This window comes from Streptomyces sp. NPDC006879, from assembly GCF_042869595.1.
GTDB lineage: Bacteria > Actinomycetota > Actinomycetes > Streptomycetales > Streptomycetaceae > Streptomyces.
On the sequence record NZ_JBIAGC010000024.1, the window covers coordinates 58,510 to 71,842 of the forward strand.

A 13,333-nucleotide genomic window follows, 5' to 3' on the forward strand; every position below is an offset into this window, starting at 1 on the left:
TGGCCCTCCCCCCCCCCCCCCCCAACCTCGTTCTATAACACCCCCCCCCCCCCCCCACCCCAAACCCCCCCCCCCCCCCCCCCCCACACCCCCCCCCCCCCCCCCCCCCCCCCCCCCCCCCCCCCCCCCCCCCCCGCCCGGCGCCCCCCCCCCCCCCCCCCCCCCCCCCCCCGAGCCGGACCTGTTCCCGGGTGTTGGCGTCGTCGCTGTAGACCAGGACCGTCGCAGTCGCCTGCATTGTTCCTCCACGCTGCTGTCGTTGAGCTCGTCGTTGAACTGGCGGAGCCACGCTTTCGGGTCTTGCGGATGGGCGGGATGCTACTCCGTCCGACGGCCTGTCAACATCGTTTCGAGGTGGCCGTCGATGGGCCGTTCGAGCTGTGCACGGGGTGCGGACACTCCGAACGGCACCCCCCGGGGTGAGGGCGGGATAAGCGACCGACATAATGTCGGTCGTGGCGACAGCAACGACAGTAGAAACCGGGCACGCGCACCCGACGGTCAATCGGCCGAACCTCGTCAGCGTCGGAACCATCATCTGGTTGAGTTCCGAGCTGATGTTCTTCGCGGCCCTCTTCGCGATGTACTTCACCCTGCGATCGGTGACCGGAGCCGAGTACTGGGAGAGTCAGGCGGATTTCCTGAACCTCCCCTTCTCGGCGACGAACACCACGATCCTGGTGCTCTCCTCGCTCACCTGCCAGCTCGGCGTATTCGCCGCCGAGCGCGGGGACGTGAAGAAGCTCAGGACGTGGTTCATCATCACCTTCGTCATGGGTGCCATCTTCATTGGCGGTCAGGTGTTCGAGTACACCGAGCTGGTCAAGCACGAGGGCCTTTCGCTCTCGTCGGGACCGTACGGCTCGGTCTTCTACCTGACCACCGGCTTCCACGGTCTGCATGTGACGGGCGGTCTGATCGCCTTCCTGCTGGTCCTCGGCCGGACCTACGCGGCCAAGAGGTTCACCCATGAACAGGCCACTTCGGCCATCGTCGTGTCCTACTACTGGCACTTCGTCGATGTCGTCTGGATCGGCCTCTTCGCCACGATCTACCTGATCAAGTAGCGATCACGTAGCCGGGCCCGGCCCGGCACACATCCAGCAAGCACCGACGCAGAAGATCCTGACACCGGGGTAATCCGTGAAAAAGCTCTCCGCACGACGACGCCATCCGCTGGCGGCGGTCGTCGTTCTACTCCTCGCGCTGGCGGCCACTGGGGGGCTGTATGCCGCCTTCGCGCCCGCGGGCAAGGCGCAGGCCGATGAATCCGCCCAGTCCCTCGCCATCGAGGAAGGCGCCAAGCTGTACGCCGTGGGCTGCGCAAGCTGCCACGGAACTGGCGGTCAGGGTTCCTCTGACGGCCCGAGCCTGGTAGGCGTCGGCGCCGCAGCCGTCGACTTCCAGGTGAGCACGGGACGCATGCCCGCCCAGCAGCCCGGCGCGCAGATCCCCAAGAAGCCCGCCATCTACACGCAGGCGCAGATCGACCAGCTGGCCGCGTACATCGCCTCCCTCGGCGCCGGCCCGGCCGTGCCCACCGAGAAGCAGTACGACCCGGCCGGTGCGAACATCGCCCGGGGTGGCGAGCTGTTCCGCAACAACTGCGCCCAGTGCCACAACTTCACCGGTGAGGGCGGCGCGCTCACGAACGGCAAGTACGCCCCGAACCTTGAGGGCGTCTCCGCGAAGCACATCTACGAGGCCATGCTCACCGGCCCGCAGAACATGCCCTCCTTCCCGGACACGACCATGCCGGAGCAGGAGAAGAAGGACATCATCGCGTACCTGCAGACCGTCAACAGCCCGGACTCGGCGAGCCCCGGTGGCCTCAAGCTCGGTGGCCTCGGCCCGGTCAGTGAGGGCCTGTTCGGCTGGATCTTCGGTCTGGGTGCGCTGATTGCTGTCGCCGTCTGGGTCGCGGCCCACACCGCTAAGGCCAAGAAGTCATGAGTAGCCAAGACATCCCTGAAGAGAACCTGCCGAGCGAGCAGGGCACCACACACGCCGGCACGGTGACCGCCATCGCGGAAGACCCGTTCGCCGACCCGGGCCTGCCGCCCCACAAGCCGCGCATCCAGGACATCGACGAACGGGCGGCCAAGCGCTCCGAGCGCACGGTCGCCCTGCTGTTCACCTTGTCGATGTTGGCGACCGTGGGCTTCATCGCGTCCTACGTGATCTTCCCGGTCGGCAAGATCGTGTACATCTGGCCCTTCGGTCACGTGAGCGCCCTGAACTTCGCCCTGGGGTGGACCCTCGGCCTGGCCCTGTTCTGCATCGGTGCCGGTGCCGTCCACTGGGCCCGCACGCTCATGTCCGACGAGGAGATGGCGGACGAGCGGCACCCGATCGAGGCTCCCCCGGAGCTCAAGGCCAAGGTCATGGCCGACTTCGCGGACGGCGTCCGTGAATCGGACTTCCCGCGCCGTAAGCTCCTGCGCAACACGATGTTCGGCGCGCTCTCGCTGGTTCCGCTGTCCGGTGTCGTGCTGCTGCGCGACCTCGGCCCGCTGCCCGAGAGCAAGCTCCGCCACACCATGTGGGCCAAGGGCAAGCTGCTGATCAACCAGAACACCCTGGAGCCGCTGCGTCCCGAGGACGTCGCGGTCGGGTCGCTCACCTTCGTCCAGCCCGAGGGGCTGGAGGAGGACGCACACGACTTCCAGGTGCAGATCGCCAAGGCCGCCCTGATGATCGTCCGCATCAAGCCGGAGGACATCAAGGACAAGCAGGAACTGGAGTGGTCCCACGAGGGAATCGTGGCCTACTCGAAGATCTGCACCCACGTCGGCTGCCCGATCAGCCTGTACGAGCAGCAGACGCACCATGTGCTGTGCCCGTGCCACCAGTCCACCTTCGACCTCTCCGACGGAGCCCGCGTCATCTTCGGCCCGGCCGGTCACCCGCTTCCGCAGCTGCGGATCGGCGTGAACGACGAGGGCTTCCTTGAGGCGCTCGGCGACTTCGACGAGCCCGTCGGTCCTGCCTTCTGGGAGCGCGGATGAGCACCATCACCACTGAGAAGCCGCAGCCGGGCAAGGGCGAGCGCCTTGCCGACTGGGCCGACGGCCGCCTTGGCATCTACGGCCTGGCCAAGGCCAACATGCGCAAGATCTTCCCGGACCACTGGTCCTTCATGCTCGGTGAGATCTGCCTCTACAGCTTCATCATCGTCATCCTCACGGGTGTCTACCTGACGCTGTTCTTCCACCCGAGCATGAACGAGGTCGTCTACCACGGCTCGTACGTGCCGATGCAGGGCGTCCGGATGTCCGAGGCCTACGCCTCGACGCTGGACATCAGCTTCGACGTCCGTGGCGGTCTGCTGATCCGGCAGATCCACCACTGGGGCGCGCTGATCTTCATCGCCGCGATGATGGTCCACATGATGCGCGTGTTCTTCACGGGCGCGTTCCGCAAGCCCCGCGAGGTCAACTGGGTCTTCGGCTTCCTGCTGCTGGTCCTCGGCATGTTCACCGGCTTCACCGGTTACTCGCTGCCGGACGACCTGCTCTCCGGAACCGGCGTGCGCTTCATGGAAGGCGCGATCCTGTCGGTCCCGCTGGTCGGTACCTACCTGTCGTTCTTCCTCTACGGAGGCGAGTTCCCCGGCGGCGACTTCGTGGCCCGGTTCTACTCGGTCCACATCCTCCTGCTGCCGGGCATCATGCTCGGCCTGGTGGTGGCGCACCTGATCCTGGTCTTCTACCACAAGCACACCCAGTTCGCAGGCCCGGGCAAGACCAACAAGAACGTCGTCGGCATGCCCCTGCTGCCGATCTACATGGCCAAGGCCGGTGGCTTCTTCTTCCTGGTCTTCGGCGTCATCGCTATCATCTCGGCGGTCGCCTCGATCAACCCGATCTGGGCGCTGGGCCCCTACCGGGCGGACCACGTGTCCACGGGCGCACAGCCCGACTGGTACATGGGCTTCTCCGAGGGCCTCATCCGCGCCATGCCGGGCTGGGAGATCAACCTCTGGGGCCACACCCTGGTCATGGGTGTGTTCGTCCCGCTGGTGATCTTCCCGCTGGTCCTGGTCGCGATCGCGGTCTACCCGTTCGTCGAGGCCTGGATCACCGGTGACCAGCGTGAGCACCACATCGCCGACCGGCCGCGCAACGCGCCGACCCGTACGGCCTTCGGTGTGGCCTGGCTGACCTGGTACGTCGTGCTGCTGATCGCGGGTGGCAACGACATGTTCGCCCAGTACCTGCACCTGTCGATCAACAGCATTACCTGGTTCTGCCGGATCGGCTTCTTCGTCGCCCCGGTGATCACCTTCCTGATCACCAAGCGGATCTGCCTGGGCCTCCAGCGCCGGGACCGTGAGAAGGTGCTGCACGGTCGCGAGACGGGCATCATCAAGCGGCTCCCGCACGGTGAGTTCGTCGAGGTCCACGAGCCGCTCTCGCAGGGCCAGCTCCACACCCTCACCGCGCACGAGCAGTACCAGCCGATCGAAATCGGCCCGACGGTCGACGAGAACGGAGTCGAGCGCAAGGTCCCGCTGAAGGAGAAGCTCCGGGCCAGGCTCAGCAAGGGCTACTTCGGCTCGGACCAGCAGATTCCGAAGCCTTCGGCCGAGGAGTACCGGGAGATCCAGAGCGGCCACGGCCACCACTGATCCCCACCCCGGCCGGTCCTTCCGGCCATAGGTCGCCACGGCAAGAGCCCCGTCCACACGCTGGACGGGGCTCTTTGCCGTCCCAGCCGGCTGGATAGGCTGAAGCCCTTCCCTTTTCGACAGTGGACCATCAGGAGCGGACCATGAACGTTGCGACCCCGGCCGGCGGCGACAGCGTGGCGGCCCGCGCCTGGCCGGCCGTCCTCGACGCCCTGCTCAGCGGTTGCGACCTGACCGCCGACGACACCGCCTGGGCCATGGACCAGATCATGCGGGGGCAGGCCACCGACGCACAGATCGCTGGCTTCGCGGTCGCGCTGCGCGCCAAGGGCGAGACGGTGGCGGAGATCAACGGCCTGGTGCGCACGATGTACGCCCACGCCAACCTGATCGACGTGCCCGGCCGGAGCGTCGACATCGTCGGTACCGGCGGGGACGGCGCCAAGACCGTCAACATCTCCACCATGTCGGCCATCGTGGTGGCCGGCACCGGAGCCAAGGTCGTCAAGCACGGCAACCGGGCAGCCTCCTCAGCCAGCGGGGCCTCCGACGTCCTGGAGAAGCTCGGAGTCAACCTGGACCTGGCGCCTTCCCGGGTGGCGGAGGTCGCCGAGGAGGCGGGCATCACCTTCTGCTTCGCGGTGAAGTTCCACCCCGCCCTGCGGCACGTTGCCCCGGCCCGGCGTGAGCTGGGCATCCGCACCACCTTCAACTTCCTCGGCCCGCTGACCAACCCGGCCCGCGTCAGGGCCCAGGCCACCGGCGTCGCCGACGCGCGGATGGCCCCGATCGTCGCCGGGGTCCTTGCCGAACGCGGTTCCTCCGCCCTGGTGTTCCGCGGCGACGACGGCCTGGACGAACTCACCACCACGGCCACGTCGAAGGTGTGGTGGGTGCGCGGGGGCCGAGTGGAGGAGCACTCCTTCGACCCGCGTGAGGTCGGCATCGATCTGGTGCCCGTCGAGGACCTGAGGGGCGCGGACGCCTCGTACAACGCGGACGTGGCACGGCGACTGCTGGCCGGGGAGCGGGGGCCGGTGCGCGATGCGGTCCTGCTGAACTCCGCAGCCGCGCTGGTGGCACTGGAGCCGGGCGAGGGTGGGCTCACCGAGCAGATCGCCGCAGGCATCGACCGGGCCGCCCGATCCATCGACTCCGGTTCGGCCCGGGCGGCTCTTGAACGCTGGGTGGCCGCCAGCAACACCTGAGGGCGCTGCCGCGTTCCGCCCGTGAAAAGCAGCGCGCGGTGTCAGTTGCGGATCCTCGCAAGGCGCAGGGGCGTCCTTCGAGCCCCGGTCCGCATGGCGGACCGGGGCTCGAAGTTCTCCGCGCGTATGGCAGGATGCTGATCAGGTCACGAGTGACAGCGTTCAGGCCCCGGCTTGCTGTCCGGCAACCCTCCGTCCGTGGCGGGGTGCCCCGGGTGATGACCGGGCTGTGGGCAGCGAGGTCCACGGCAAGCGCGGACCCCTCGAACCACCAGGGGTCCTGGTCCGTCGAGGAGCTTTTTCGTGCACCAGCGAATGCGATAGGGCGATCACGCCCCTTCTTCACCTCCACCCGGAACTCCTGCGGGTGTTGAGACGACTCCCGTGACACCAGGCGCTCGCGCGCGGTGCGTCCGGGACCTTCCTGAAGCCTTCGCCTGTTCTGCCGGGAGATACCACCATGTCCGCACACCTGTACGCCGAAGCCCACACCGCGTGTCGCGCCCCCGCCGACCACGCCGCACCGCTGCCCGTCCTCGGTAGCGAGGTCAGCGTCCCCCTGGTCACCGGCGGAGAGGTGGGCTACGCCGCCCTCGACTACGCCGCCAGCGCCCCGGCTCTCCAGCGGGTCTGGGAAGACGTCGCCGCCTACGCCCCGTACTACGGCAGCGTGCACCGCGGGGCCGGGTACCTCTCCCAACTTTCCACGGACCTCTTCGAGGCCAGCCGGCGGACCGTAGCCGAGTTCCTCGACTGCCGCCCCGAAGACCAGGTCGTCTTCACCCGCTCGACCACCGACTCACTGAACCTGCTGGCTGCCGCCCTCCCCGCCGACTGCCAGGTGTTCGTCTTCGAAACCGAGCACCACGCCTCCCTCCTGCCGTGGCGCGACTCCCCGGTGACCTGGCTCGACGCCCCGCACAGCCCGGCCGCCGCGGTCGCGGCGCTGGAGTCGGCGTTGGCCGACCGCGACCCCCACGGTCCGGCGCTGGTGTGCGTCACAGGAGCTTCCAACGTCACCGGGGAGCTCTGGCCGGTCGCGGAACTGGCCGCCGCCGCGCACGCCCACGGGGCCCGGATCGTGCTGGACGCCGCGCAGTTGGCCCCGCACCACCCGGTGTCCGTCCGTGAACTGGACGTGGACTGGGTGGCCTTCTCCGGGCACAAGCTCTACGCGCCCTTCGGGTCCGGCGTGTTGGCCGGGCGGTCCGATTGGCTCCAGCGGGCCGAGCCGTACCTTGCGGGCGGTGGCGCCTCCCGGACGGTGGCGCGTGCCGAGGACGGAACGGTGCAGGTGCAATGGCACACGGGTGCGGCGCGGCACGAGGCAGGCTCACCCAACGTGGTCGGCGTCTACGCCATCGCCTCCGCCTGTCGGGCTCTGACGGAGGCAGGCTTCGACGGACTCGTCGCCCGCGAGCAGGCTCTTCTCGCCCGGGTGAGGGCCGGCCTTGCACAGGTTCCCCAGGTGCGGGTGCTTTCGCTGTTCGGCGATGACGCGCCCAGGGTGGGAGTGCTCTCCTTCTTGGTGGAGGGCTGGAACAGCTCGCACTTCGCCGCCGCGCTCTCCGCGGAGTACGGGATCGGGGTCCGGGACGGCCTCTTCTGTGCCCATCCGTTGGTGCGCACGCTGGTGGGCGGTGACGAGCACCAGCCCGGTGAGTGCGGTGGCGGCGCCGCCAACTCCGCTGACCGCCCGTTGAACGCCATCCGGGTCAGCTTCGGGGCCGGTACCCCGGACGAGCACATCGAGCGCTTCGTGGGGGCCGTCGCCTCGCTGGTCAGGGACGGAGCCCGGTGGCGCTACCGGACCGAGGCAGGCCGCTGCGTACCGGAGCTGTGAGCCGAGGTCCGTCGCCCGTGCCGGGACCCGAGCAGGTGGCGGCTCAGGCGTCCAGTCCGATTGCGAAGGCGGCTTCGAGGTCGTGCTGGGAGTAGGTGCGGAAGGCGACGTGGGTGTCGGTCACCTCGACACCGGGGATCTTGCTGATCCGGCCCGGGATGATGTCGGCCAGGTCGTCATGGCGGGCCACCCGTACCAGGGCGATCAGGTCGTAGGTGCCGGTGACGGAGTACACCTCGCTGACGTTCTCCAGCGCGGCGATCGACTCGGCGATCTCGGGGATGCGGTCCACGCTGGTCTTGATGAGGACGATCGCGGTGATCACGGCTGGCTGTCTCCCTCGGTCGCCGTGGCTGGGGCCCTCACTCTAGCCGCATGCCGGAAACGTCCCCAGGCGTAGAGGAAGCCGAGCGAGAACCCCACCAGGTGGGCCAGGTAGGCGACCCCGGGGCCGTCCATCTGGCGGTGTGCGGCCACCCACTGCACGGCGAACCAGAACACCAGGACGATCCAGGCGGGCAGGCGCAGCGGGAGGAAGAGCAGGAAGGGCAGCAAAGTGGTCACCCTGGCCTTGGGGAAGAGGCACAGGAAGGCGCCGAGCACTCCCGAGATGGAACCGGAGGCCCCCACCAGTGTCTGTGGGGAGTCGGCGTGGGCGGCGGCGTAGGCGATCAGGGCTAGGTAGCCGCCGGCCAGGTAGAAGAGGGCGAACTCGGCTCGGCCGAGCCGCTCTTCCGTCATGGTGCCGAAGACGTACAGGAACAGCATGTTGCCCAGCAGGTGCAGCCAGTTTCCGTGTACGAACAGGGCGGTCAGCGGAGTGAGGGCGGCCCTTGGCGAGCCGGAGAAGAGTTCGTCGGGGACCACCCCCCAGTGGCGGAAGTACTCCGTCTGCGCGGCCAGCAGCTGTTCTCCGCTGCCGTACACGGGGTTCAGGCCGGAGACGGGCCCGATGAGGAAGACGAGGCAGCAGGAGGCAATCAGGGCACAGGTCACCCAGGGGCCCTTGGTGGCCCCCCACCGTACGGTCATGGGCATAGAGCATGGCGTAACGGCACGGACGGGAACAGTTCGCCCCGCCGGGCCTCGCACGCCTGTCCGCCCCCCACCTCCGATGCCGGACCGTGCTCCACCCGGGCTACTAACACGCCGTAGGGTTACGTTCAGTACGTAAGCGAAACGCTAAGGAGACGCGGACGCGATGACGGTTCCCCTGCCGACCGCCACCACTCGGTGGCGCTGCACCCTGTGCGGCAACCTCACCCGCTTCGATGTCACGCGTTCCTCGAAGGTCGTCGAGTACGTCCATTTGGACCTGGCCGGGGATCCCAAGGTCGAGGAGCGCGAGGTCGTCAGTGAGAACATCGAATCGGTCCGGTGCCGCTGGTGCAACGCGGTGGACCAGATCGAGCTCGTAGACAGGCCGGGTGCCGGCTCCTGAGGGAGTCGCCCCCTTTCAAGGACGGTAGTGGGGTGAGCGATGGTGGAGCCCACGAGTGGCGCTGAGTCGGCCGGTGCGGCCGACCGCGCCGCGGAAGTGCTCGACCGCCCGCTGCCGGACGGTGTGCGGCGCCGGGTCGTCGCGCTGGTCTCGGACGCCTTCGGTGCGTTGGTGGTCGGCGATCTGCCCACCCAGTTGCGGCAGTACGCCCGGTTCACCCCGACCCGGCGGGCCAAGTTCGCCGGGAACGCGATGGCAGCGGCCTTGGAGAGCGATCCGGCCTTCCGGGCTCGTATCGGCGAGAAGCTGACGCAGGCGCAGCCGGAACTGGCCGCCGCCTTGGAGGCGGGCGCGCCACCGGCCGCCGCCGATCCCCTGGACGTGGCCGCCGCCGCGTACGTCCTGCGCCCGGTCGGCTGGGTGAAGCTGGTCGCGGCGGCGGGCGAGGAGGCCCAGCGTGCTGACGCCGAGCGGGCCGACGAGGAGAACCGGCGGGAACTCGACCGCCTGCGTGCCGAACTCGCTCAGGCTCGTGAGCAGACGAGGCTGGATACCGAACGCCTGCGCCACGAACTGGAGGCCGCCCGCAAGGAAGCCGAATCGCTTCAGCGCAAGCTGCGTAGTGCGCAAAGCGACATCAAGCGGGGCGAAGCGGCCCTGCGCAAGCTGACCGTGCAGATCGACGGGATCCGGCATGAGGCCGCCACTCAGGTGGCCACGGCGGAGAGCGAGAGTCGGCGTCTGAAGTCCAAACTGCACGAAGCCGAGGCCGCGGTCGAAGCCGGCCGACGGGCCGTGCGCGAAGGGCGCAGTACGGAGGACATGCGTCTGCGGCTGCTGTTGGACACCGTCCTTGAGTCGGCCCAGGGGCTGCGGCGCGAGCTCGCCCTGCCTCCGGCCTCGGTCCGCCCGGCGGATCTGGTGGACGCGGTGGAGCCGGGGCGGATGACGCCGAAGGACATCGCGGCCCGAGCGCTCTCGGAGACCGATCCCGCGCTGCTCGACCAGTTGTTGGCGCTGCCCCAGGCGCATCTGGTGGTGGACGGCTACAACGTCACCAAGACCGGCTATCCGACGATGCCGCTCGAACAGCAGCGGCTGCGCTTGTTGGGGGGGCTCTCCATGCTCGCCGCGCAGACCGGTGCCGAGATGACCTGTGTCTTCGATGGCGCGGAGCTCGCGGCGCCGGTGCTCCTCGCGCCGCCGCGCGGGGTGCGCGTGCTCTTCTCCAAGCCGGGGGTCACCGCGGACGAGTTGATCCGTCAACTCGTGCGCGCCGAGCCGCCTGGGCGACCGGTGGTGGTGGTCTCCGCCGACCGGGAAGTCGCGGACGGAGTGGCCAAGGCAGGGGCTCGTCCGGTTGCTTCGGTCCTGCTACTGAAGCGGCTTTCGCGTGTCTCGTAACTGCTGTACGTAATGCCCGAATTGCCGGAACGTAGGGTCAACTCGTAGCTACCCCCTGTGTGATGTTGGTAAAGATCGATGCCCAGGAGCCACTTTTTTCCCGGCAGGATTTGAACTGATCACAGATCGGTCACTAGGGTCTGGACCCAAACCTTCGTGCGGTTGATCGCTCATTCGGAGTGTCAGGCGAAGGTCCGCCGAGTCTGCGTTCGATCGGCGGCTCTAGGAAGAGGAGCTCGCCTCCGTGGCGTCCCACCGTCGACCCAAGCAGCCGAACCGTGCGCGCGTGACCGTACTCACCGCGACCGCGGCGGCAGCCGTGGCCCTTACCTCCCAGGCCGCGCACGCCGACCCCAAGCCGACCAAGAGCGAGGTCAAGGCCAAGGTCGACGCCCTCTACGACCAGGCGGAGCAGGCGACGGAGAAGGCCAACGGCGCCAAGGAGAACCAGGAGAAGCTGGAGGAGCAGATCAGCAACCTCCAGGACTCCGTGGCCCGCGGACAGGCCGAGCTCAACGAACTGCGCGCGGGTCTGGGCCAGATAGCGAGTGCCCAGTACCGCAGCGGCGCCTTCGACGAGTCCGTGCAGCTCTTCCTCTCCGCCGATCCCGACGAGTACCTCGACAAGGCCGCCTCGCTCGACCAGTTGAGCGGGAAGCAGCTGGAGGCCGTCCAGAAGATCCAGGCCAAGCAGCGCGCTCTCGCGCAGCAGCGCCAAGAGGCCGCGGGCAAGCTCAAGGACCTCTCGGAGACCCGCAAGGTACTCAGCGAGAAGAAGGCCGATGTCCAGGCCAAGCTCGCCGAAGCCCAACGGCTCCTCAACTCCCTGACCGCCGCGGAGAAGGCGAAGCTCCGGGAAGAGGAGAACGAGCGGGCCAACCGCTCGGGCGGTGGCGACCGCAGCCCCGACCTCGGCAAGGTCAAGCCCTCCGGCCGGGCCGGCGCGGCCCTCGCGGCTGCCCAGACCAAGCTGGGGTCCGCCTACGTCCCCGCAGGCACGGGCCCCAACTCCTTCGACTGCTCGGGCCTGACACAGTGGGCTTACAAGCAGGCCGGTGTCTCCATCTCCCGCACCACCTTCACCCAGGTCAACGACGGTGTTCGGATCGGCCGCAGCCAGCTCCAGCCGGGCGACCTCGTCTTCTTCTACGGCGACCTGCACCACGTGGGTCTGTACGCCGGCAACGGCATGACCCTGCACGCCTCCAACCCGCGCGGCGGCGTGAAGTACGAGTCGATGAACAACATGCCCTTCCAGTTCGGCGTCCGCATCTGATTCCGCCTCCGCCTCCGGGCGAACGCCGCCAGCTGTGTCCGTGACGGTGCCGGCGATGACGCACCGGCCGACGTCCCCTTGATGACGTCGGCCGAGGTGTTCCCGGTCCGCCCCGGAAGCGGACCGCCCTTCGGTGGGCCCCGTACGTACGACGCGCCTTCCCTCACCTGCCCCGGGCCCTGTTCCTGAGCACGGGCGGTACCTCCGTGGACCACGGCGGCCCGCGACCAACCGACGTTCCCCGGGCGGCAGGCCCGTGCGACGCTCCGGAGCCGCCCATCCGGGCGAATTCCGATGCGCATGGCTGTCGCCCTCTCGTGCCCATGACCTGCGCCCCAGGGCGGGGTGGAGCCCGGCGCCCGGTCCGCGGTCGTTGGTGGGGGCGTGGCCGCGCGGCTACTGTCTGCCCGCGCGGCACCCGGCACTCGTCCGCCCACCAGGGCGGCACCGGCCGCGCAGCGGAAGGGAGTCGGTCTTCTGTGGCGTCCCATCGCAGGTCCGTGCCGTCGGGCCCCGACCGGAGCACCCGGGTCACCGTCCTATCCGCCGCGGCGGTCGCGACCGCCGCGGCGGCCATCTCCGCCGGACCGGCACTCGCTGAGCCCACCACTCCCGAAGGCGGCGCCCGGGCCCGCGTCGACCGGCTGTTCACCGAGGCGGAACGGGCGACCGAGGCTTACAACGAGGCCGGGGAGCGGGCGAAGGAGCTCCGCGGGCAAATGGGATCCCTTCAGGACGCGGTGGCCCGCACCCAACAGGACGTCAACACCATGCGCGGAGTACTCGGTGGGTACGCGGGAGCCCAGTACCGCTCCGGCGGCATCGACCCCGGTCTCGCCCTGATGCTCTCCGAACACCCCGATGACTACCTCGACAAGGCCTCCGCCCTGGGCCGACTCACAGCCCGCCAAGCCGGCCGCCTTGGCGAACTGCGCCGCGCCCAGCGTCAACTGGGCCAGCAGCGTCAAGAGGCGCTCGGCAAGCTGGCCGAACTCGACCGACTTCGTGCGGACGTGGCCCGCCACAAGCGAGCCGTCACCGCCAAGCTGGCCCTCGCTCGGAAACTGCTCAACGAAATGCCCGTCGCGGACCGGGCCGCCTTCGAACGTGCCTCCCGGTCCGGCGGTCGGGACCAGGCCTCCGCCGAGTTGATCGCCGGAGCCGGTGGCGCCTCCTCCGCTCGGGCCGCGGCGGCCGTGAACGCGGTCCGTGGCGCTCTGGGTAAGCCCTACGTGTGGGGTGCCACCGGCCCCTCCGGCTTCGACTGCTCGGGCCTGATGGTCTGGTCCTACCGGCAGGCGGGGATCTCGCTGCCGCGCACGTCCCAGGCGCAGCGCTTTGCCGGGCGTCGGATCCCGCTGTCCGAGGCGCGACCGGGTGATCTGGTCACCTACCGTTCCGACGCCAGCCACGTCGGGATGTACGTGGGCAACGGGCAGGTCATCCACGCCCCCTACCCGGGAGCTCCGGTGCGCTACGACCCGGTGGGGATGATGCCGGTGGCCACCGTCACCCGAGTGTGAGTCGCCGG

Annotated in this window: 12 protein-coding genes and 1 riboswitch; of the genes, 10 read left to right on the forward strand and 2 right to left on the reverse strand. The window is 69.1% G+C overall.

Translation table 11 applies throughout. The features are described 5' to 3' along the window. The first annotated feature begins 446 nt into the window (after window positions 1-446). The 6 genes from ACFYMC_RS18920 (at window position 447) to ACFYMC_RS18945 (ending at window position 7,681) form a co-directional block, all read left to right on the forward strand. Window positions 447-1,067, forward strand: a complete 621-nt coding sequence (locus ACFYMC_RS18920) for a heme-copper oxidase subunit III (protein WP_388526269.1) — start codon at window positions 447-449, stop codon at window positions 1,065-1,067. Between the two features lie 76 nt (window positions 1,068-1,143). Continuing rightward, complete coding sequence (locus ACFYMC_RS18925) at window positions 1,144-1,953, forward strand: c-type cytochrome (RefSeq protein WP_388526272.1); 810 nt, start codon at window positions 1,144-1,146, stop codon at window positions 1,951-1,953. Next, window positions 1,950-3,008 (forward strand): Rieske 2Fe-2S domain-containing protein, encoded by a 1,059-nt coding sequence (locus ACFYMC_RS18930; protein WP_388526275.1) that lies wholly within the window; start codon window positions 1,950-1,952, stop codon window positions 3,006-3,008. The genes ACFYMC_RS18925 and ACFYMC_RS18930 overlap by 4 nt, the downstream gene beginning before the upstream one ends. Next, window positions 3,005-4,630 (forward strand): cytochrome bc complex cytochrome b subunit, encoded by a 1,626-nt coding sequence (locus ACFYMC_RS18935; RefSeq protein ID WP_388526278.1) that lies wholly within the window; start codon window positions 3,005-3,007, stop codon window positions 4,628-4,630. The genes ACFYMC_RS18930 and ACFYMC_RS18935 overlap by 4 nt, the downstream gene beginning before the upstream one ends. Window positions 4,631-4,773: 143 nt before the next feature. Then, a complete protein-coding gene (gene trpD / locus ACFYMC_RS18940; protein WP_388526281.1) occupies window positions 4,774-5,838 on the forward strand; it encodes an anthranilate phosphoribosyltransferase in 1,065 nt (354 codons plus the stop codon). Window positions 5,839-5,982: 144 nt separating this feature from the next. Next, window positions 5,983-6,099, forward strand: a riboswitch (SAM riboswitch). A gap of 199 nt (window positions 6,100-6,298) precedes the next feature. After that, a complete protein-coding gene (locus tag ACFYMC_RS18945) occupies window positions 6,299-7,681 on the forward strand; it encodes an aminotransferase class V-fold PLP-dependent enzyme (protein ID WP_388526284.1) in 1,383 nt (460 codons plus the stop codon). 43 nt (window positions 7,682-7,724) lie between these two features. On the opposite strand, the gene ACFYMC_RS18950 is transcribed toward ACFYMC_RS18945, so the two are convergent. After that, window positions 7,725-8,006 carry an Lrp/AsnC family transcriptional regulator gene (locus tag ACFYMC_RS18950; protein WP_388526287.1) on the reverse strand — a complete coding sequence of 94 codons (282 nt, stop codon included), beginning with the start codon at window positions 8,004-8,006 and terminating at the stop codon, window positions 7,725-7,727. Next, window positions 8,003-8,713, reverse strand: coding sequence for a rhomboid family intramembrane serine protease (locus ACFYMC_RS18955; RefSeq protein WP_388526290.1), 711 nt, complete (start codon window positions 8,711-8,713; stop codon window positions 8,003-8,005). Before ACFYMC_RS18955 ends, ACFYMC_RS18950 begins: the two co-directional genes overlap by 4 nt. 169 nt (window positions 8,714-8,882) lie before the next feature. Here ACFYMC_RS18955 and ACFYMC_RS18960 point away from each other — a divergent pair, with 169 nt between their 5' ends. From ACFYMC_RS18960 to ACFYMC_RS18975, 4 genes are all read left to right on the forward strand, one after another. Beyond that, window positions 8,883-9,122 (forward strand): hypothetical protein, encoded by a 240-nt coding sequence (locus ACFYMC_RS18960; protein ID WP_388526293.1) that lies wholly within the window; start codon window positions 8,883-8,885, stop codon window positions 9,120-9,122. A gap of 39 nt (window positions 9,123-9,161) precedes the next feature. Continuing rightward, complete coding sequence (locus ACFYMC_RS18965) at window positions 9,162-10,526, forward strand: NYN domain-containing protein (protein WP_388526296.1); 1,365 nt, start codon at window positions 9,162-9,164, stop codon at window positions 10,524-10,526. A gap of 244 nt (window positions 10,527-10,770) precedes the next feature. Next, a complete protein-coding gene (locus ACFYMC_RS18970; protein ID WP_388526299.1) occupies window positions 10,771-11,802 on the forward strand; it encodes an NlpC/P60 family protein in 1,032 nt (343 codons plus the stop codon). Window positions 11,803-12,281: 479 nt separating this feature from the next. Beyond that, a complete protein-coding gene (locus tag ACFYMC_RS18975) occupies window positions 12,282-13,325 on the forward strand; it encodes an NlpC/P60 family protein (RefSeq protein WP_388526301.1) in 1,044 nt (347 codons plus the stop codon). The last annotated feature ends 8 nt before the right edge of the window (window positions 13,326-13,333 follow it).

Excerpts from the sequence above, each read along its gene's own strand:
- ACFYMC_RS18920 (WP_388526269.1), top strand. The coding sequence starts at position 447 with ATGTCGGTCGTGGCGACAGCAACGACAGTAGAAACCGGGCACGCGCAC.
- ACFYMC_RS18930 (WP_388526275.1), top strand. The coding sequence starts at position 1,950 with ATGAGTAGCCAAGACATCCCTGAAGAGAACCTGCCGAGCGAGCAGGGC.
- ACFYMC_RS18935 (WP_388526278.1), top strand. The coding sequence starts at position 3,005 with ATGAGCACCATCACCACTGAGAAGCCGCAGCCGGGCAAGGGCGAGCGC.
- trpD (WP_388526281.1), top strand. The coding sequence starts at position 4,774 with ATGAACGTTGCGACCCCGGCCGGCGGCGACAGCGTGGCGGCCCGCGCC.
- ACFYMC_RS18945 (WP_388526284.1), top strand. The coding sequence starts at position 6,299 with ATGTCCGCACACCTGTACGCCGAAGCCCACACCGCGTGTCGCGCCCCC.
- ACFYMC_RS18955 (WP_388526290.1), bottom strand. The coding sequence starts at position 8,713 with ATGACCGTACGGTGGGGGGCCACCAAGGGCCCCTGGGTGACCTGTGCC.
- ACFYMC_RS18960 (WP_388526293.1), top strand. The coding sequence starts at position 8,883 with ATGACGGTTCCCCTGCCGACCGCCACCACTCGGTGGCGCTGCACCCTG.
- ACFYMC_RS18965 (WP_388526296.1), top strand. The coding sequence starts at position 9,162 with ATGGTGGAGCCCACGAGTGGCGCTGAGTCGGCCGGTGCGGCCGACCGC.